Below are 18,732 nucleotides of genomic sequence, written 5' to 3'. Positions count from 1 at the left end.
TTGGTAAATGTATTAAAATACCTTTAAAGAAAATTAAATATTCTTATCAAGAGCAGTGAAGGGACTACATTCAGAAATAATATTTTTATCCACCATAGGAAGATAGCTAAGGGTTCTGTTGCTCACCCCTTAGCGTGAATTTCTTGTCCTAAATCCCAGTAGATAAGAGAATGTTAATTAGCGCTATTAAGCACTAGAGGACGATTCTCTAGTGTTTTTTTGAGCTAAAAATAAAGGGGGAAAATATAATGGGTATTAAAGGAGAATCACGTCATGTAGCACCATTTAGAGCGGAGGTTGTAGGAAGCTTTTTACGACCAGATAGTATTAAGGAAGCCCGTAAATTACATCAGTCTGGATTTTTATCTGATGATGAGTTACGCGATATTGAGAATGATGAGATTAAAAAATTAGTTCAAAAACAAAAGGACGCAGGGTTACAGTTTGTAACTGATGGAGAATTTAGACGTGCTTGGTGGCACTTAGATTTCCTAGAAGGATTAGATGGCGTAACAAAGTATGAGGTAGAAGAAGGTTATCATTTTCATGATGTGGATACAAAGGCTGAAACAGTTTATGTATCTGGTAAATTAGATTTTACTAATCATCCTATGCTTGAAGATTTTAAGTTTTTAAAATCAATAGCAGGTGATCATGTTGCCAAAATGACGATTCCATCACCAAGTATGCTTTATATGGTAGGAGCACTTATTGACTCAAGATATAATGAAAATCCAGTTTATGAAAGTAATGAAGCATTACGTGCAGATATTGTGAAGACGTATCGCAAGGCGGTTGCAGCATTTTATGACTTAGGGTGTCGTTATTTGCAGTTAGATGATACGAGCTGGGGTGTGTTTGCGTCAAAAGAGTATCGTCAAGGTTACATTGATCAAGGAATTGATGTAGATGAGTTATGCTTTGATTGTGTAAATCTGATTAATGATATTATTGGGGATCGTCCTGATGATTTAAAAATTGGGCTTCATGTTTGTCATGGGAATTTCCGTTCTTCTTGGTTTTCATCAGGTGGTTATGAGCCTGTTGCCAAAATCTTATTTGGCAATGCGAAAGTAGATGCGTTCTTCCTTGAATATGATACAGACCGTAACGGTGATTTTGCTCCTTTGCGTTTCATCCAAGACCAATTTGTTGTTCTTGGACTTATTACAACGAAACATGCCGAACTTGAAAATCAAGATTTAATTATTGAAAGAATCAAAGAAGCATCTCAATATGTGGATATTAATAAGTTATGTTTAAGTCCGCAGTGTGGATTTGCCTCAACTGAAGAAGGAAATCTTATTACACATGAGGATCAGTGGAACAAATTAAAACTAGTTGTGGATAGTGCGAACAAAGTTTGGGGAAATCTCAACCTAGCTTAGCCAGGTTCCTCTTTTAAGTGCATAAATAAAAATAACACTTTTCTGATTATTTGTGGTTAATAAGAAAAGTGTTATTTAATTTAATTGAATAATTTGTCGGATTTAGTAGAAACTATAAGTAGTGGTTGGTGATCCAACCCATATACTAAAGTTCCTCCTTTTTATAGCTCTACACTCCTATTTCTAAACCATGACTGCCGTGAGGCACTCATGGTTTTTTATATCTTTGATAAATACCTCATAAAAAAATGCGTCTCTATTAAAAGGACGCATTTTTATTTAATATTCTTAAATCAATTAATTCAATTGTTTTCCTTCATAAAGACTGCAGAATTTTTCAAATTGTGGATTAATCCATGTTTCTTCTTTATAATTGGTGTACGATAAAACAATGGATTTGAATGTGTTTATTTCACAACTTTCATCAATTTCTAATCCTCTTTGGCCTTTAAATATTCCACCAGGAATTAAATTAATATCTGTATAGTTAACTGTTTTAATATAAGCCCCGTCACCAAAGTCAATACTTTCTTTTATTTTAACCGGACTATTGTCTTTATCCCATGCGACAAAGGCTACAACAACATCTTTAATCTTTACAGACGTCTTATTTTTAATCATCGCCTGTAACATATCAGGATATAGATGCTTGCATTGTTTATCTCTAACAATATGTTTTGTTTTAATAATTGTTACAGGTAATTGCATTAATAAATTATCAAATGATGATTGTACTAATGTAGTTTCTTCTAAATCTGGTCTGTTTTTTTCAAAAATTATATTTTTAAAATTAAAATTTGGAATCCTGGTACTACATTTGATTGCGGATCCCCATCCATTTATCATAGTAAAAATATTCAAAAATAACCCACCTATTCTCTTCAATTCTGTTACCCATTGATAATTTTACCATGATTAATAATTTTTTCCTATAAAAATATATAATTTTACCATTTTATCATATTGTTACTATTTATAATACTAATTTGCACCAAAAAGAAAACATAGATGATTCTGTTTATATTTTATCATCTGCCATTGCTTGCTCATGTTGATTCATGATTTGATAGGCATCTCGTTTTTTAGATGTTAATAAAAGAAATAACACTTCAATGACAGTCATCGCAGATATGCGAGAGAAACAGTATTCATTGAAGAATAGACGCTCTCTTGAGAACGTGGTAATGTGATAATCACAAAGAACAGCAATTGGAGAATTATCATGATTCGTAATTCCAACGACTTTAATATTGTGTTTTTTAGCTGCATCAATAAGAGTCACTAAATCTTTTGAAGCTCCTGAATTTGAAATGACAATAATAATATCTTGCTCTGTTAACGTATAAGTAAGTGCAAGTTGTGTTTCATGAATTGGCGTGGCAACCGCACTAATTCCAATTTGATTAAATTTGTAAGCTGCATCAAGTGCAACAGGAATCGTATTTCCAACAGCGGCAAATTGTACAACTCTTGCTTTTTCTAATAAATCAAGGACCGATTCAACCGTTTTTTCATCCATCAAAGAAATCGTTTGAGTTAGCTCATCTACTTTATTATCTAAAATATTTTTTAGTGATTGTTTTAAATTACTTACATTCAAATCATTTGAATTAACTGAACCTGAATTCATCATTTGTTTTGCAATATTCATCTTTAAATCATGAAATCCTTTATATCCGCACTTTTTACAAAAACGGATAATGGTTGCTTCACTAGCTCCACTCGCAGATGCTAAAGAAGAAACGGTCATCTCAATGACTTGTTCCTGGTTGTTTAAAATATATGTTGCTATTTTTTTCTCTGCTTCATATAAATCATCATACACCGCAAAAATTTTATCTAACACATTTTTAGTCATGAAGTAAAACTCCTTATTTTTCAAATGGATATTTAATTCCCCATTGATTTCTGACATCAGTCATAATATCCATCACATCTACTGATAACTGAAGAACATCATCTCCACCGTTATTTAAAATATAGTTTTCCATATCTAAGATTTCATATTCAAGCGCCTTTGCCTCGACTCCCGCTTCAACAACCTCTGTTGTTCCATCAAGATACGTAATCATGGCACGTGTTGCACGTGGGAAGTTATCAACTGTTATAAATCCTAAATCTCCTGCTACCACACCACGCTTTGGCATCTTAGCACGCATCGTTAATGTCACGACCGCCATCTCATCTGCATCATTTTTCAAAATGATTCCTGATTGCTCGTCTACACCTGTCTCAAACTTTTTAACTGTCGTTAACACTTCATGAGGTTGTGCTGATAAGAAGAAACGAGCAAATGATAAAGCATACGTTCCAATATCAAGTAATGCCCCCCCTGCAAGATCTGGGCTAAAGAAACGATTCGTCACATCATACTCCTTACAACTCCCAAAAGATACATTGACCATTTTTAAAGTTCCTAATTTTCCGGTCTGTACAACTTGTTTCAGTTTTTCATAAAGAGGCATATGGTAAATCGTCATCGCTTCTGAAACAACTAAATTTTTAGTGGCTGCCAACTCAGTAATTTCTTTTAACTCTGAGCTACTCACCGTAATGGCCTTCTCACATAGCACATGCTTATTTTGGTGAAGACTTTTCATAATATATTCATAGTGATTACAATGAGGGGTTGAAATATAGACAACATCCACATTTGAATCTGCTAATAGTTCGTCATAACTTCCATAAGCTTTTTGTACCTGATATTTTTTAGCAAACGCTTCTGCTTTTTCTAACGTCCTTGATCCAACGGCATAAATTTCTCCATGTACATTTAGTAAGGCTTGTGCAAACTCAGTTGCAATTAATCCTGGTCCTAAAATTGCCCAATTTAATTTTTTCATTTTAACACTCCTTTGCCATTAATTGATCCACAATTAAAACCTTAGTCACTTCTTTTGTAAATAATGATGTCCCAATCACACCACAGATTTCATTTAACTTTACATTTAACTCTTTAATATCTGATACTTGAGAAAACGTCACATCCATTAGATAATGACCATTCTCCGTAATCGTAAATCCATCTTTTGCACTTGAATGACGCATCACTGGAACGCCTCCAAGTTTTAAAACCTCGTATTGAACATAAGAAATCGCTGATTCAAGTACTTCAAGAACTACTGGATGCTTAAACGTTAAAACCTCACTAAACTTCGTTTCATCAATTAACAGTACGTAGTCTTTTGACATCGATGCGATTAATTTTTCACGTGTATGAATGCCACCGCCACTCTTTAAAGCATTAAAATTAGCATCTACTTCATCACACCCATCAAAAGCAATATCAATTTGATGAATTGCCATAGGATCAAGGACGGTTAATTCCTTTTCAAGACAGAGCATTTTAGTTTTTACAGAAGGCGTTACAATTTGAACGTTCAATTTATTTTCCTTAATTTCATCAATTAAATAACTAATCGTACTTCCACCACCAAGTCCGATAACCCCTGACTTAGGAATTAGCTTCAATGCTTCTTTAGCACATTTTTGTTTAATATCCACTTTCATTCCTCCCTTAACTTAACTTTATCATAATATGATAGTATAATTTCGTCAATATAATTATAACGAAATTAATTTTCTTAGATAAAAAAATGACTTCTTAATAGAAGTCATTTCTTAATAAATCCATCACCATAGCACTTCGATAATTCCCTTCTGGATCAAGCCAAACATCACGTTTAACTCCTACTACCTTAAAACCAACTTTTTGATAAAGATGTTGTGCTCGTTTATTTTCAAGTAACGTATCAAGCTCAATACGATGAAGCTCATACGTCCTAAAAAGATAATTAATAAAACCTCGAAGCGCTTCTTCTCCATATCCTTTTCCTTGTTCGCTAAGCTCACATATCTTAATTCCGATTTCGCAACTTTTATTCGTAAGATCTAAATTATGAAAGGATAGTTCTCCAATTGAAAAACCATCATTTTTCACAATCATAAATCTTTTACTTGTTGGTTGAATATCCTCTTTTTGAATTTCAAGTTCTGTTCTTAACTTTTCAATATTTGTTCTAATCCCATTGGGAAAGCCAACATGTTGCATCAGTTCACCAGTCGCCCACCATACCACAAGTGTTTCCACATCAGTAACCGTTGCTTCTCTAATATAAAGATGCTTCAATTTAATCATCTAATCCCCCCTTGATTAAGTTCATTATACTCTGTTTAAAATTTCTCAAAGTGCCTTACATGGCACTTTGAGAAATTTTTTTATGGCACGTCATATTTGTTGTATCTGGATTAACATGCACCATACAATGTTTGACGTGTTCAAATTTAGATTCAATAGCATCATGTACATTTTGTGCAATATCATGAGCTTCATTAAGTGTTAGATTTCCATCTACACTAATCTCAACATCAACATAAATTTTATTTCCAAATAATCGTGTTTTAATTTCATCTATATTAATAACACCTGATTGAGCTTTTATTAACTTAATCATTTCATTAATGGTTTCATCATCACAGGCTTTATCCGTCAATTTATCCACAGCATCGCGTCCGATTTCAAAAGCTGCTTTTAAAATAAATAAACAAATAATAACTGAGGCGATTGGATCAAGGATTGGAAATCCAAGTCTGGCTCCAAAGATTCCAATAAAGCTTCCAACCGATGATAAAGCATCTGAACGGTGATGCCATGCATCTGCCATTAAAGAGCTCGAATTAATTTTTTTAGCAGCGTGTCTTGTATACCAAAACATCCATTCTTTAAAGGCGATTGAAATAACTGCCGCAACAAGTGCAATAGCTCCCGGAATCGCTAAGTTTCCATAATTTCCTTGAAGAATTTTGTTTATTCCTTCTATTCCAATTCCAACACCGGTTGCAAATAAAATGGCTGCTAAAAATAATGCTGCAATACATTCTAAACGTTCATGACCATAAGGATGATCTTTATCTGAACCTTTACTTGAGAAGTTGTATCCAATAATAACAACAAATGTAGAAATAACATCTGATGCTGAATGAACCGCATCTGAAATCATAGCTCCTGAATTAGCTACAATACCAGCAAGTAATTTAATAACAGAAAGTGCAATATTTCCAATGATTGAGACGGCTGATACTCGCATAGCAATTTGTTTATCAGTTTTTTTCTTCATACTTAATCCTCCCATAGTTTCGTTCTCATAACCCTCACTACTATGGTTTTACGAGCAAAATGTCTCACAAGGACATAAAAAAACATCCGTGAAACATTTTACTGTCCCACAGATGTTAATTATCATCAATATGAATAATTAAATCTGCTGTTGCTAAGCAACCCGGCCACACGACTTAGTCGCTGCCTGTTCAGTTTGTACTGTAGATTTATATGCAGTGCAAAGAGTTATATTAATATATTAATCAAATTGAGTTTATTTGTGAATATAAAAACTGATATTTTATCAATTAAATACTCTAATTGATAATGAAAATTAATTTAAATATTTTAGACGGAACCTAATTGAATATAAAAAAGGAGATATATCATCGCGATATATCTCCTCTGTACTACATTAAAGAAAACTAAAAGCCATTGTTTCTAAACGAAACGTACTAGTATCAGCTAGATTTAGTAGCATTAACTTTAGCATTATCTTTATATAAAGCCTGGTTAGTTAAATGACTACAACGCTTCATTGTTAATTGTTTTAAATTATGTAACTCTCCAGGTGCTAGCTTCATATAAGCCGCCTCCTTTAAGAATATGTTACATGACTAATTTCTGTATTTTATATAATTTTTATTCAAAAAATTAAGATAAATAATGATTAAATGTTTGAATTAAATACTCAATCATTGCATTATCGATATTTTGAATAGTGCGAAGTTCACGAAGTGGTGTATCCTGAATTAGCTCAAGATTGAAGTCTATCTCCTGCCCTACATTAGAAATATCAATCTGTTTAGCTAAGGATTCAATAATAGGTCTTAATGTTTCATGCTTCATTAAGTCACCAAACGTTGTATTTGCTGTGACTTTAAATGGTAACTCCACTGTGCTTTGGACTTTAATGACATCTTTTAAAACAATCTCTCTTGAAGATTTTCCAATTAAAATTTCATACTCACCAGTGCCTACATACCAATCTGAAATAGTTTCATTATACCAAGCAAAAGCTCGTTTATCGAGTGTCATCTGAACTTCTTTTGTCTCTCCCGCTTGTAACTCAACTTTCACAAAATCTTTTAACTCTTTTATAGGACGAATTGTCAGATGAGTTAAATCACTCACATAAAGTTGAACCACTTCTTTTCCTGCTACCGCTCCTGTATTCGTGATTTTCAAGCTAACAACAAGTTCATCCGTATCTAACATTTCTTTTCGACTTAAAACTAAATCATGATATTCAAATGTTGTATAACTTAATCCATATCCAAATGGGAATAAAACATTCATTTCTTTTTTATCGTAATATCGATATCCTACAAAAATTCCCTCGCGATAATGAATTAAATCATCCACAACTTGATAATTTAAATATGATGGATTATCTGAAAGCTTTAAGGGGAATGTTTCGGCTAACTTTCCACTTGGATTTACGCGCCCAAACAACAAATCAATTGTCGCCAATCCAACCGCTTGACCAGCTAAATACATCTCAAGAACCCCTTTAACATCATGAATCCATGGCATCTCGACTGGTGATCCATTATGTAACACGACAACCGTATTTGGTTGAACCTTCACTACTTCTTTAATCAATTCATTTTGACAATTTGGAAGTTGCATATGTGTCCGGTCATAACCCTCTGACTCAAAAAAATCGGGTAATCCAGCAAAAATCACAGCCACTTCTGAAGATTTAGCAACTTGAATCGCTTCTTGAACTAACTCTTCATTGATTTGATCGACGTCTAACTCATATCCCTGTGCATAACTTACCGACGTCACATTTGACACCGCTTCGAGTGCACTACTAACTTTATACGTATTAATATGCGAGCTTCCCCCTCCTTGAAAACGAGGACTCTTAGCAAACGCCCCAATAAAAGCAATCTTGGCCTCTTTATTTAGTGGTAAAACCCCATCATTCTTTAACAACACCGCACTCTGCGTTGCAATCTTTCTTGCTGCTTCATGATGCACATCTCGATTAAAAATAGCATCCTGTCGGTTATCCACAAATTCAAAAATCTTCGTTACAATTCGCTCAACAGCCTCATCTAAAGTCGTTTCATCTAATATCCCTTTATTAATAGCTTCAATAATCAATTTATCATTTGTTCCATGACTTCCTGGCATTTCTAAATCAAGACCTGCTTTTAATCCTTCTACTCGATTATTAACAGCTCCCCAATCACTCATCACATATCCGTCAAATTCCCACTCATGTCTTAAAATATCTGTTAATAGCTTTTTATTTTCAGAAGCAAAGACTTCATTAATTCGATTATAAGAACACATCACTGCCCATGGTTTTCCTACTTTAACAGCATTCTCAAAACTAGCTAAGTAAATTTCCCTCAACGTTCTCTCATCTATTTGAGCGCTTGCTGTCATACGGCGTGACTCTTGGTTATTAGCAGCAAAGTGCTTCAAACTTGTTCCAACACCCTGACTTTGAACACCTTGAATATAATTACAAGCCATCTCTGATGACAAATACGGGTCTTCTGAGAAATATTCAAAATTTCGTCCACATAAGGGAGAACGTTTAATATTCACCGCTGGACCTAACAAGATTGAAACATTTTCTGCTTGGCATTCCTCACCAAGTAAAATACCAAGATTATAGAGTAAATCGCGGTCAAATGAACAGGCTGTTGCACACCCGGCTGGAAAACAAACTGCCTTAATACTGTCATTTACATCACTTGCGCCATCTTTTTGTTTACGTAACCCATGTGGGCCATCACTAACCATCACCTTGGGAATTCCTAATCGTTCAACTGATTTTAAACGCCAAAAATCAAGTCCTGAACACATTCCTGCTTTCTCTTGGAGAGTCATTTGATTAATAAGTTGTTTTATATCCCTCATTTTCAATCCTCCTTCATCTCATGAAATTATATTCAAGTATGCCTGTGATTATTTAATTTAATTTTAAGGTTCTTATGTTATTTTTAGGTTAACATCTAAACTATTGGAGGTATTTTTATGAAAGATTATAAGGAAGATATTTCAAATGAATCACTAGCTATGACACATGAGGGAGCAGATGAAACAACTCATGAGATGATAAATCAAGTAACCATTCAATCCACTTTAAAAACAGAGATAAAAAACATACTAAACAACTGTCGAAGCAATAATCGTTCACTAATATTTAGTTTTTTAGCAGTGGCTATCATTTCATGTCTCTTAACTTTCTCAGTCTCACAACTATTTAACTACGCCTATCTAAGTACAGTCTCCACTAAGCAATCTTATAGCCCTATGATTCGTATAGAAACTTCACCTAAAAATACATCTCAAAATCAATCTTCAACCCCAGCAAACAATGAAGAGCTAACTCAAAGTGAAATTGAACAATTATTAAAATATTATTTTGATGCATCAACTAACAAAGAAAATGCCCTATAAAAACAAAGCATGGAGGCCTAAACCTCCATGCTTTGTTTTAATTTAAATTTCTTTATTTCCTCGAATGTTCCAAACTCACATAATAATAACGATGTAATTTTCCCACTAAACGGCACAAAAGCTTCTGCAATAACCGGTAATGACCTTAATACAGCCTCTTCTTCATCCAAAACAAGGGTTGCATGAGGAACCCAATTATTAGATTTAGCAGTATAATTATATCCCATCTGTCCACAATACTCTTCAAAGCGTTCATGAATTTTATCATGAAACTCTATTAACTGTTTAGAAACATAGGGTGCTAAAAAAGAAACTTTTAATGAAAATAAACCAAGATGATTAAAATTAATCTGAATCTCTTCTTGATTTTCACATACTTCTTCAAGCCAATGGCATAACAAATTTAGATCCACATTCGTCCAAGAACCAAACGTTAAGTGTGGACACATTGAAGAAGATGGAACTTCATGATTTGATAACTCTCGATGAATATTTTGAATTTGTTCATTAGTTACTTCATCAAATAAGCCAATGAGATAGTAAATTTTATCATCCATTACAGTCACCTCCTCAGTCATTCAACTTCTAATTGATTCGAAAATGAATGGTTGCACGTCATCACCCAAAAGCTCAAGCGCCCACTCTAAAACAGACATCTTCGCTATAATGTTTCCCGTTCTAAACGTATAAATACATCTTGCCATATCAAACAGCTACTCTAACGAATACAAACTTTAATTCATCTTCAAATGAAATTCAACATCTTGTTTAACCTCATCCTCAGTTTTATTTAAAAGCATTTTACCTTAAAATTCTGTAGAGCTACCAATCGATGATAACTATGAAAATTCGTCTACGTAGTACTGAGAACCCATCCCCATTTCACCAAGAACTACTTGGTTTTAACTAGACTGTTACACTGTTATTTTAGGTATACATTCGAATGTTTATTCTATTTACTAATTCTCTAAAACATGACATACTTTTATTTATAAAATGGAAAAGGAGCATATCTATGAACCAAAGAATTCAAATTAAAGATACGACTTTATCACTTTGCCCGATTGGTTTTGGAACAGCAAATGCAGGTGTTGCCTGGGATAGCGAAGAAGCATTCAAAATGTTAGATTTATATGTTGAATTGGGTGGAAATGTCATCGATACAGCTCGTATTTATAACGACTGGATTGATGGCGAAATCGGACGTTCAGAACGAGTAATCGGCGAATGGATTAAATATCGTGGTGGTCATGATGATTTAGTAATTGTCACAAAAGGTGGACATCCCCCTCTTGAAAACATGCAAACATCACGTCTATCTAAAGAAGATATGACTTACGATTTAAATAAAAGTTTAGACGCACTTGAAATCGACTGTATCGACCTTTACTTCTATCATCGTGATGATGTAAATCGTCCCGTATCAGAACTCATTGAAACGATGCAAGACTTCGTCCGTGATGGAAAAATCAAATACTATGGTTGCTCGAACTGGTCAACTGCCCGTATGAAAGAAGCCATGGACTATGCAAAGTCTAAAGGATATCGCGGATTTGTAGCCAACCAAGCCCTTTATAACATTGGCTCAATTCATATGAAACCTTATGCAGATGAAACAATGGTTACAATGGACGAAGAAATGTTAGAGTTCCATCGAACATCAGATGTATTAGCGATGCCTTATTTTAGTTTATGTAGCGGATTCTTTACAAAATTAGCAACGCTTGGCGAGGGTGCCGTTAAAGACAGCCCTTATTATACTGAGAAAAACTTAGAGCTAGCTAAACTTATTAACCAATTAGCCGAAGAACGAAACATTAGTCTGACTCAGGTTATCATGGGATTTTTATTAACACAAGATCAACCGATGTGTGCACTAGCAGGTGCAAGTCGTGAATCACAACTTAAAGATTTCATGAAAACATTAGAATTAGTGTAAACAAAAAAACTGATAGAATCCGTAGAGATTCTATCAGTTTTTTTATTTATATTAGTAATTTTCAGAACGGATTTCGAAGTGTGCTTGATCATATGAGCAAACTGGGCATTTTTTAGGTGCTTTTTTACCAAAGTGAATGTGTCCACATTCTTGGCAAATCCAAGCTACTTCTCCATCACGCTCAAATACTTGACCTTCTTCTAAATTCTTTAATAATTGTAAGTAACGTGCTTCATGTTCTTTTTCGATTTTTCCAACCATTTCAAATAATACAGCAATGCGATTGAACCCTTCAGCGCGGGCTTGTGCTGCAAATGTTGCATACATATCTGTCCACTCACCATTTTCTCCCGCTGCAGCATCTTTTAAATTTGTCATTGTATCCGCTACTTCACCCTCGTGCAATAACTTGAACCATAATTTTGCATGTTGCATTTCATTATGGGCTGTTTCTAAGAAAATGTTAGAGATTTGCTCATATCCTTCTTCTTTTGCTTTAGCAGCATAGTAAGTATATTTATTACGCGCCATTGATTCTCCTGCAAATGCATGCATTAAGTTTTCTTCAGTTTTAGTTCCTTTTAAATTACTCATTATAGATCTCTCCTTATAACTCTTATTTTCAACTTTTTTCTTATAAACTAGTAACTATTACTAGTTTATATCATTTTTAAATGAAAATCAATAATAATTACTACTTTTCTTCAAATTAATTGATAATATGATATTTAATGATAATTATTATCAATATATATATAGTAAAAAATGTGATTACTTCTAATCAAAATAATCACATTTTTTACTTTTAGACTCATTTAATTTTAATTCTATACCACGATAGGCAATATTATTAAAAATTCAGTTCCTTGGTTAATAATACTGTTTACAGTAATTTCTCCTCCATGCATTTTTATAGCCGATTGGGTTAAAGATAACCCTAAGCCTATTCCACTATTGGAAGAAAGATTAGTTCCTTGACAACGGTAAAATGGTTTAAATATATTTTCATACTCCTCTACCGCTATCCCCTCTCCAGTATCAGAGATTTTTATATAGATATTTTCTTGTTCTTTCATGCAAGAAATTGTGACTGTTCCTAAAGGCTTATTGTACTTTATAGCATTTTCAATGATATTGTACAGTGCTCGATATAGTAAAATTTCATTTCCTACCATTTCGTCTTCTATCTCTTCTATGTTAACTTCTATACTGATTCCACTCTTTGATGCAATGACATTTAAGTCTTCAACCACATCTTCAAGAATAACTGAAACATTAACCCGGTCATTTAAGGGTTCATTTTCTTGTCTAATGATATCTAGTAATGTTTCAATAATTCCATTCATCTTTAAAACTGACTTTTCTATAACCTCTATAGTAGTTTTATATTCTTCAATATTAGTTTCTTCATTACTTTTTAATACGTCAATATTGGTTTTAATAACTGCTAATGGAGTTTTCAGTTCATGCGCTACACTAGAATTAAATCTTTTTTGCGAAGCAAATGCATTCTCTAATTTAGCAAGCATCTTATTAAATGAAATGGCCAATTCTTGAATTTCATCATGTGGCCCTTGTACATTTAAAGTGCAAGTTAAATTATCTTCATTTATTTCCTTTATATTATGGTTTAAATCAATAACAGGTTTTAATGCTTTATTAACTACAAAATAAGTAGTAAGGCAACCTAATATAGTAATAAAGCAAAACGTAATAATTGAAGTAGTATAAATATTCGATACTGTCTCACCTATGGCATTATCTATAATAACGACATTATTATCCGTCATATAATTCGGAATAATGATACCGTATGTTTCATTATTTTCAAATGAATAGATATCTATTATCAAGTCTGTTAACCCTGGCATTGTTTTTTTTATATCATAATTAATTGAAACAACAAGAATTGCACTTGTTAAAATCATGATTACTAAAGTCAATAAGGTAAATCTCCATTTTAAAGTCAATTTAAATTTCTTCAAATCTAGCTTCCTCCAAATAAATATCCAACACCTTTTATCGTTTGAATTATATTGTCTTTACCACTAATCGTGATCAGTTTTTTTCTTAAGGAATAAATATGAACCCTAATTACTGTCGTAAATGGATCCGCATTTTCATCCCAAACGTGTTGAATTAATTCCTCTGAACTAACAATTCGTCCTTTATTTTGTATGAGGTACTTTAAAATTGAGTATTCTTTCAGTGTTAAATTCAATATTTGGTCATTAAAGGTGACCTTATGAGTGGCTAAATCAAGACATAGTTCACCTTCTTTTATGATGGTAGGCACACTAGTAAACTCTCGTCTTAATAAAGCTCTAATTCGTGCTTTTAATTCTGAAAAATCGAAAGGTTTTACTAAATAATCATTTGCGCCTAAATCTAAACCTCTGATTTTATCTTCAATTTCCCTATTCGCAGATACAATAATTACTCGTGTTGTCATATCTTTTTCTCTTAATATTTCTAGGATAGAAAAACCGTCTATACTCGGGAGATTTATATCAAGAACCACTAAATTATAGGTATTAAAATTTAAAAGCTCTAATGCTTCCTCTCCATCCCCCGTAACATCAACAGCATATCCTTCCTTCTGTAGCCCCTTTTGTAAAGCTAATAATATATCTTTTTCATCTTCTATAATTAATAATCTCATAAAAAACTCCTAAATAACGATTAAACAACCTCACCTTTATATTAGTGAAGTTGTTTAATGGATTTTATTTAATAGGCTGTCTGATTTTCAAATATTATCATTCCATCCTGTATTGTTACAACTTTCTTACTTTCTTTTGCCACCTTATGATCATGTGTAATCACAATAATAGTATTTCCTCGTTCATTTAGTTCATTAAATAATTGAAGAATATCCTTTCCGGTAGCTGAATCTAATGCCCCTGTCGGTTCGTCAGCTAATAAAATAGTTGGATTCGTAACTAAAGCTCTCGCAATGGCTACACGTTGTTGCTGTCCTCCAGATAATTCATTTGGTTTATGAGAAATTCTTTCCCACAATCCAACCATTTTTATTTTTTCCTCTGCTATTTTAACAGCTTCATTTCTTGGTAATCCTTTAATTAGTAAAGGCATTATCACATTATCAAGAACAGTGTACTGTGGTATTAAATGATATTTTTGAAAGATAAATCCAATGTGTTCATTACGTAAGTTTGCTAAATCTACTTTATTACAATCCATTGTATTAATTCCATTAATATAATACTCTCCATCATCTGGAATATCCATACACCCTAAAATATTCATTAACGTTGTCTTTCCCGATCCTGATGACCCCAAAATAGCTATATACTCTCCATGTTCTACATTCAGGTTAATATCTTTAAGTACATGCAATGAATTTTCACCACTATGGTAATATTTATTAATATTTTTTAACGTAATAATATGATTCATAACTACCCCAGAATATCTATACTAATGACCGTGTTATTTTCACTATTCATTGTCACAGATAAGATAGAACCCTTTTTAATATCGGAAAATAATGCTTCTTCTCCAGTTAAACCATTGAAAATTTTAGCTCCCGCTGGAATAACTAAATCTTTTGTTTCTCCATTAAATGTCAATTGGCTAAATTGGTCAAAATTCAATCCTCCTTGTGAAATCATTGACTCCTCAGAAACTCCAGGATTTTCATCAGATGATTCACTTGATGAAAATTCAGTTGAATTGCCTGTTATTACTACACCATTTGGTAGTGTAAAAGTTTCACCATTTTCTAACTGAGAAAATTGGCTTTCATCTAAAGTAAATTCTAATGCTTCTTCATCCTCACTCTCATCTTCTAATGGTGTATAGTTATCATTACTCAATTTTAGGCTAATTTCATTTCCAACCATTTTTTCAACTTTTCCCAAATAGGAAGTTACCTGTAGTTGTTGTTCTTGTTCCTCAATCTGAGGTTGCTCCTCCTTATTTTCAGCCCAATTACCTTTATCACCTTCGGCACCACATCCTACTAATGATACCATTGTTAATGCTAAAACTGTTAATTCTAATGTTTTCTTCATAATAAAATTCATCCTTTCCTTTATTAGTATTTTTATTCATAACTCAACGCCTCTACAGGTTTGAGTTGAGATGCTTTATAAGCTGGGGAAAACCCGAATATAGTTCCTGTAAATATAGCAAATCCTAATGCCATTATTTGGCCTTCAACTGAAGGCGACACTGCTACTCCTACCTGCCTAACGAGTGGAATCACACAGTAACTAACAAGTATCCCAGTTATTCCACCAAAACTACTAATAATAATAGCCTCAAAAAGAAATAAAGACATAATTGTTCTTTCTTGTGCTCCAAGTGCTTTTAGAATTCCTATTTCTTTTGTACGCTCTTTTACAGTTAAAGATAAAACATTCATTATCCCAATTCCACCTACGACAAATACAATACTAGCAACAGAGATTAATAAAACATTCATGGTACGTGCAGATTCACTAGCAGCTTCTATACGACTTCCAGCATCTTCAGCTTTGTAAACATTGTCATCTTCTAAAAGATAGTTCAACGAATCTTCTATCTCAGCCATTGCCTTTTTAACGGATTTAATATTATTTGCTAAGGCTACAATTTGAGGTGTGGTACTCTTATCAAAAATGTTTTCTTGCGCTATAGAATATGGCATAAAAATAGTATCATCAGGACTTAACCCTTGCATTCCATCCGCACTTCTTTCTAACACTCCTATTATTTTGTAATTTTTCCCTTCTATCGTAATTGTTTTTCCGACCGCCTCTTCAGCTTGTGAAAAGTATTTAGTTGCTATTCCATCCCCAATTACAACAACATGATTCCCCTCCTCTATATCAATTCGATCTATATTATATCCCTGTATAATATTTAACTTAGAAACCGTGCTATACTCTTCTGTGACCCCTGTAATTGAAACATTTCCTTTTATTCCATTTAATACAGCTTGCTTATATGCCCCCCCTCTTAGGTAAATACCACTTAATGTAGTACTTTCATTCATAATAAACTCCATTTGTTCAGTTGTTAAATGTGGATAACTCCCTTCAAATACCTTGTTTCCCTTAGAATAATCGACATTAACATAAATTGTTTCTGCGCTCAATCCACTAAATTGATCCTTGACTGCCTCTTCCCCTCCCTTTCCGATCGCAATAACAGCTACAATTGTGGCTGTCCCTGCTATAATTCCTAAAGAAGTTAAAATCACCTTCGATTTATTCTCTAAAAGATTTTTTAAAACCAGTCTTATCATTTCAAAAAATCTCATACTCCTATCCTCCAACCACAACAGTGTCGCCTTCTGAAAGACCACTTACTATTTCAGAAATTTTTCCATCTGAGAAACCAGTTGTAATTTCTACTTCTTTTAGAGTCCCATCGTCTTGTTTAACTTGCACAAATTGTTTTCCATCTTTTAATGTAATCGCCTTATTAGAAAGAGTTAAAACATCTTTAACATCCTTGACAATAAATTGGGCACTAACAGTCATCCCTTCAAGTAATTTCAAATCATTCTCACTTATCTCAACCATAACAGAATAGTTAACTGAACTTCCTTGTCCATTCGGCTTTAAATTAATGAAACTTACGGTCCCTTCTAACATTTGATCCTGATAAGCGGAAACGATTAAATTAACACGTTGTCCTTCTTCAATCTTTGTAATTTCTTCTTGAGTAACTGTTATTTCTGCAAAAACCTTGGCATTTTCCCCAATTGTTACAATAGGGATTTCTGATGAAGTAGTTGAGCCCACTGTATAATTCAAATTAAGAATCGTCCCATCTATTTGTGCATATAAAGTAGAATTCTCTTTTAATTTATTAACCTTAGCGATTTGTTCATTAATTTTATCAACTTCTTTTTGAGCATTATTAATTGAATGATCTAACTCGCTATTAGTCAATGCATTTATTTCCCTATTAGCTGATTCTTCCTTTACTTCACTTTCTTTTTCCTTAGTACGTTCAACATCTAAACTATTTAAACTTTGATTTGTATTTTTAATCTCTGTTTCGAGTAACGATTTTTCTGATAATAATGTACTTTCAGTTAGCTTTAATTCTTGTAGTTTAGCTTCAATTTCTTCTGCATCACTCTCTTTCGTTTCATTGCTTTCTTGTAATAGGTTGGTATCTTCTACCGTGCTATTCTCTTGTAACACATGATTTTCGTCTACGTTGCGAGCTGTAGCTAAGTTTTGCATCTCTTCTATTTGACGTCTTACATCCTCTAATTTTTTATTAACGTCATTTAATTTATCCGTTAATTGATTAATATTATTTACTAAGGAATTTCTTTGGCTTTCATATTGATTCTTTGATCCTTGTACTTTATCTTCCCACGCTTTATTTTGATTCAGAACAGTCACCTGTTTATTATTCTTTGTAGATACTAAAGTTGCAGTTGCCCGCTCAAGCTGAGAGTTTAACTCTTCTAATTTATCATTAATAAATTTTTCAGAAATCGTTGCAATTTTATCTCCAATACTAACACGTTCTCCCTCTTTAACAAATAACTCCCCTATCTCGACGGGTTCTTCGAAATTTTGATTAACAGCTTGAAGCTTTAATGAACCTGATCCATTCGAGCCCGCTATAATATCTCCTCTTTTTACTTCATACTCTCGTTCCCTAGATACCAATTCACTATTAGTCTCGTTACTATCCTTAAACTTTGTATATGTGATTACTCCTGTTGGAGCTAATATCATGACTCCCACAACAATGGCTATTGTTTTTTTAGATAAAGCTTTATATTTTTTCCCCATCTTTGTATCACGCTCCTTATTTTCTAACTCTCCCATAGATGATTCTATCTTTTTTTCATCCATATAAAATATTTAGTATCCTAGGTACACACTTATCCTAACAAATTCAAT

19 protein-coding genes and 1 riboswitch are annotated in these 18,732 nt (G+C 33.1%); of the genes, 3 read left to right on the top strand and 16 right to left on the bottom strand.

Translation table 11 applies throughout. The features are described from left to right. Positions 1–248: 248 nt before the first annotated feature. The gene (locus QWC74_RS05615) at positions 249–1,388 is read left to right on the top strand and encodes a 5-methyltetrahydropteroyltriglutamate--homocysteine S-methyltransferase (RefSeq protein WP_006783945.1); all 1,140 of its coding nucleotides are present in this window, start codon (positions 249–251) and stop codon (positions 1,386–1,388) included. 297 nt (positions 1,389–1,685) lie between these two features. On the opposite strand, the gene QWC74_RS05610 is transcribed toward QWC74_RS05615, so the two are convergent. The 8 genes from QWC74_RS05610 to QWC74_RS05575 all read right to left on the bottom strand — a co-directional run bounded on the left by QWC74_RS05610 (position 1,686) and on the right by QWC74_RS05575 (position 9,369). Next, positions 1,686–2,249: a DUF5780 domain-containing protein gene (locus QWC74_RS05610; protein ID WP_050775604.1), complete on the bottom strand. Its 564-nt coding sequence runs from the start codon at positions 2,247–2,249 to the stop codon at positions 1,686–1,688. A gap of 157 nt (positions 2,250–2,406) precedes the next feature. Next, positions 2,407–3,246: a MurR/RpiR family transcriptional regulator gene (locus tag QWC74_RS05605; protein ID WP_006783944.1), complete on the bottom strand. Its 840-nt coding sequence runs from the start codon at positions 3,244–3,246 to the stop codon at positions 2,407–2,409. A gap of 13 nt (positions 3,247–3,259) precedes the next feature. Continuing rightward, the gene (locus QWC74_RS05600) at positions 3,260–4,231 is read right to left on the bottom strand and encodes a Gfo/Idh/MocA family protein (protein WP_006783943.1); all 972 of its coding nucleotides are present in this window, start codon (positions 4,229–4,231) and stop codon (positions 3,260–3,262) included. A gap of 1 nt (position 4,232) precedes the next feature. Continuing rightward, positions 4,233–4,898 (bottom strand): ribose 5-phosphate isomerase A, encoded by a 666-nt coding sequence (rpiA, locus tag QWC74_RS05595; protein ID WP_050775603.1) that lies wholly within the window; start codon positions 4,896–4,898, stop codon positions 4,233–4,235. A 94-nt stretch (positions 4,899–4,992) separates the two neighbouring features. Then, positions 4,993–5,526, bottom strand: a complete 534-nt coding sequence (locus QWC74_RS05590) for a GNAT family N-acetyltransferase (RefSeq protein WP_006783941.1) — start codon at positions 5,524–5,526, stop codon at positions 4,993–4,995. 55 nt (positions 5,527–5,581) lie between these two features. Further along, on the bottom strand, positions 5,582–6,505 hold the full coding sequence (locus QWC74_RS05585; RefSeq protein ID WP_006783940.1) for a cation diffusion facilitator family transporter: 924 nt from the start codon (positions 6,503–6,505) through the stop codon (positions 5,582–5,584). A 99-nt stretch (positions 6,506–6,604) separates the two neighbouring features. Further along, positions 6,605–6,709: riboswitch (NiCo riboswitch) on the bottom strand. A gap of 238 nt (positions 6,710–6,947) precedes the next feature. Further along, positions 6,948–7,070: a hypothetical protein gene (locus QWC74_RS05580; RefSeq protein WP_006783939.1), complete on the bottom strand. Its 123-nt coding sequence runs from the start codon at positions 7,068–7,070 to the stop codon at positions 6,948–6,950. A gap of 70 nt (positions 7,071–7,140) precedes the next feature. After that, positions 7,141–9,369 carry a beta-glucosidase gene (locus tag QWC74_RS05575; RefSeq protein ID WP_006783938.1) on the bottom strand — a complete coding sequence of 743 codons (2,229 nt, stop codon included), beginning with the start codon at positions 9,367–9,369 and terminating at the stop codon, positions 7,141–7,143. Between the two features lie 117 nt (positions 9,370–9,486). Between QWC74_RS05575 and QWC74_RS05570 the strand changes: the two genes are divergently transcribed. Then, on the top strand, positions 9,487–9,912 hold the full coding sequence (locus QWC74_RS05570) for a hypothetical protein (protein ID WP_006783937.1): 426 nt from the start codon (positions 9,487–9,489) through the stop codon (positions 9,910–9,912). 17 nt (positions 9,913–9,929) lie between these two features. Here the strand turns inward: QWC74_RS05570 and QWC74_RS05565 are convergent, their stop codons facing one another. Beyond that, positions 9,930–10,469: a 2'-5' RNA ligase family protein gene (locus tag QWC74_RS05565; RefSeq protein ID WP_006783936.1), complete on the bottom strand. Its 540-nt coding sequence runs from the start codon at positions 10,467–10,469 to the stop codon at positions 9,930–9,932. A 458-nt stretch (positions 10,470–10,927) separates the two neighbouring features. Between QWC74_RS05565 and QWC74_RS05560 the strand changes: the two genes are divergently transcribed. Then, a complete protein-coding gene (locus QWC74_RS05560; protein WP_006783935.1) occupies positions 10,928–11,851 on the top strand; it encodes an aldo/keto reductase in 924 nt (307 codons plus the stop codon). 51 nt (positions 11,852–11,902) lie between these two features. On the opposite strand, the gene rbr is transcribed toward QWC74_RS05560, so the two are convergent. From rbr to QWC74_RS05525, 7 genes are all read right to left on the bottom strand, one after another. Further along, the gene (gene rbr / locus QWC74_RS05555) at positions 11,903–12,445 is read right to left on the bottom strand and encodes a rubrerythrin (protein WP_006785031.1); all 543 of its coding nucleotides are present in this window, start codon (positions 12,443–12,445) and stop codon (positions 11,903–11,905) included. 233 nt (positions 12,446–12,678) lie between these two features. Then, the gene (locus QWC74_RS05550) at positions 12,679–13,836 is read right to left on the bottom strand and encodes a cell wall metabolism sensor histidine kinase WalK (protein ID WP_006785030.1); all 1,158 of its coding nucleotides are present in this window, start codon (positions 13,834–13,836) and stop codon (positions 12,679–12,681) included. A gap of 2 nt (positions 13,837–13,838) precedes the next feature. Continuing rightward, positions 13,839–14,513 carry a response regulator transcription factor gene (locus tag QWC74_RS05545; RefSeq protein ID WP_006785029.1) on the bottom strand — a complete coding sequence of 225 codons (675 nt, stop codon included), beginning with the start codon at positions 14,511–14,513 and terminating at the stop codon, positions 13,839–13,841. Positions 14,514–14,581: 68 nt separating this feature from the next. Continuing rightward, the gene (locus QWC74_RS05540; protein ID WP_006785028.1) at positions 14,582–15,271 is read right to left on the bottom strand and encodes an ABC transporter ATP-binding protein; all 690 of its coding nucleotides are present in this window, start codon (positions 15,269–15,271) and stop codon (positions 14,582–14,584) included. A 2-nt stretch (positions 15,272–15,273) separates the two neighbouring features. Continuing rightward, positions 15,274–15,888, bottom strand: a complete 615-nt coding sequence (locus tag QWC74_RS05535; protein ID WP_006785027.1) for a hypothetical protein — start codon at positions 15,886–15,888, stop codon at positions 15,274–15,276. Positions 15,889–15,920: 32 nt separating this feature from the next. Then, on the bottom strand, positions 15,921–17,120 hold the full coding sequence (locus QWC74_RS05530; RefSeq protein ID WP_006785026.1) for an ABC transporter permease: 1,200 nt from the start codon (positions 17,118–17,120) through the stop codon (positions 15,921–15,923). A gap of 4 nt (positions 17,121–17,124) precedes the next feature. Next, a complete protein-coding gene (locus tag QWC74_RS05525) occupies positions 17,125–18,684 on the bottom strand; it encodes an HlyD family efflux transporter periplasmic adaptor subunit (RefSeq protein WP_006785025.1) in 1,560 nt (519 codons plus the stop codon). Between the last annotated feature and the right edge of the window lie 48 nt (positions 18,685–18,732).

Source organism: uncultured Turicibacter sp. (assembly GCF_938044715.1).
Taxonomy (GTDB): domain Bacteria; phylum Bacillota_I; class Bacilli_A; order MOL361; family Turicibacteraceae; genus Turicibacter; species Turicibacter sanguinis.
Note: the sequence above shows the minus strand (reverse complement) of the source record. Positions and strands in the feature narration are given on the sequence as shown.

Excerpts from the sequence above, each read along its gene's own strand:
- QWC74_RS05580 (WP_006783939.1), bottom strand. The coding sequence starts at position 7,070 with ATGAAGCTAGCACCTGGAGAGTTACATAATTTAAAACAATTAACAATG.
- QWC74_RS05570 (WP_006783937.1), top strand. The coding sequence starts at position 9,487 with ATGAAAGATTATAAGGAAGATATTTCAAATGAATCACTAGCTATGACA.
- QWC74_RS05530 (WP_006785026.1), bottom strand. The coding sequence starts at position 17,120 with ATGAGATTTTTTGAAATGATAAGACTGGTTTTAAAAAATCTTTTAGAG.
- QWC74_RS05525 (WP_006785025.1), bottom strand. The coding sequence starts at position 18,684 with ATGGATGAAAAAAAGATAGAATCATCTATGGGAGAGTTAGAAAATAAG.
- QWC74_RS05590 (WP_006783941.1), bottom strand. The coding sequence starts at position 5,526 with ATGATTAAATTGAAGCATCTTTATATTAGAGAAGCAACGGTTACTGAT.
- QWC74_RS05565 (WP_006783936.1), bottom strand. The coding sequence starts at position 10,469 with ATGGATGATAAAATTTACTATCTCATTGGCTTATTTGATGAAGTAACT.
- QWC74_RS05545 (WP_006785029.1), bottom strand. The coding sequence starts at position 14,513 with ATGAGATTATTAATTATAGAAGATGAAAAAGATATATTATTAGCTTTA.
- rpiA (WP_050775603.1), bottom strand. The coding sequence starts at position 4,898 with ATGAAAGTGGATATTAAACAAAAATGTGCTAAAGAAGCATTGAAGCTA.
- QWC74_RS05615 (WP_006783945.1), top strand. The coding sequence starts at position 249 with ATGGGTATTAAAGGAGAATCACGTCATGTAGCACCATTTAGAGCGGAG.
- QWC74_RS05585 (WP_006783940.1), bottom strand. The coding sequence starts at position 6,505 with ATGAAGAAAAAAACTGATAAACAAATTGCTATGCGAGTATCAGCCGTC.
- QWC74_RS05600 (WP_006783943.1), bottom strand. The coding sequence starts at position 4,231 with ATGAAAAAATTAAATTGGGCAATTTTAGGACCAGGATTAATTGCAACT.
- QWC74_RS05560 (WP_006783935.1), top strand. The coding sequence starts at position 10,928 with ATGAACCAAAGAATTCAAATTAAAGATACGACTTTATCACTTTGCCCG.
- QWC74_RS05575 (WP_006783938.1), bottom strand. The coding sequence starts at position 9,369 with ATGAGGGATATAAAACAACTTATTAATCAAATGACTCTCCAAGAGAAA.
- QWC74_RS05540 (WP_006785028.1), bottom strand. The coding sequence starts at position 15,271 with ATGAATCATATTATTACGTTAAAAAATATTAATAAATATTACCATAGT.
- QWC74_RS05605 (WP_006783944.1), bottom strand. The coding sequence starts at position 3,246 with ATGACTAAAAATGTGTTAGATAAAATTTTTGCGGTGTATGATGATTTA.
- QWC74_RS05535 (WP_006785027.1), bottom strand. The coding sequence starts at position 15,888 with ATGAAGAAAACATTAGAATTAACAGTTTTAGCATTAACAATGGTATCA.
- rbr (WP_006785031.1), bottom strand. The coding sequence starts at position 12,445 with ATGAGTAATTTAAAAGGAACTAAAACTGAAGAAAACTTAATGCATGCA.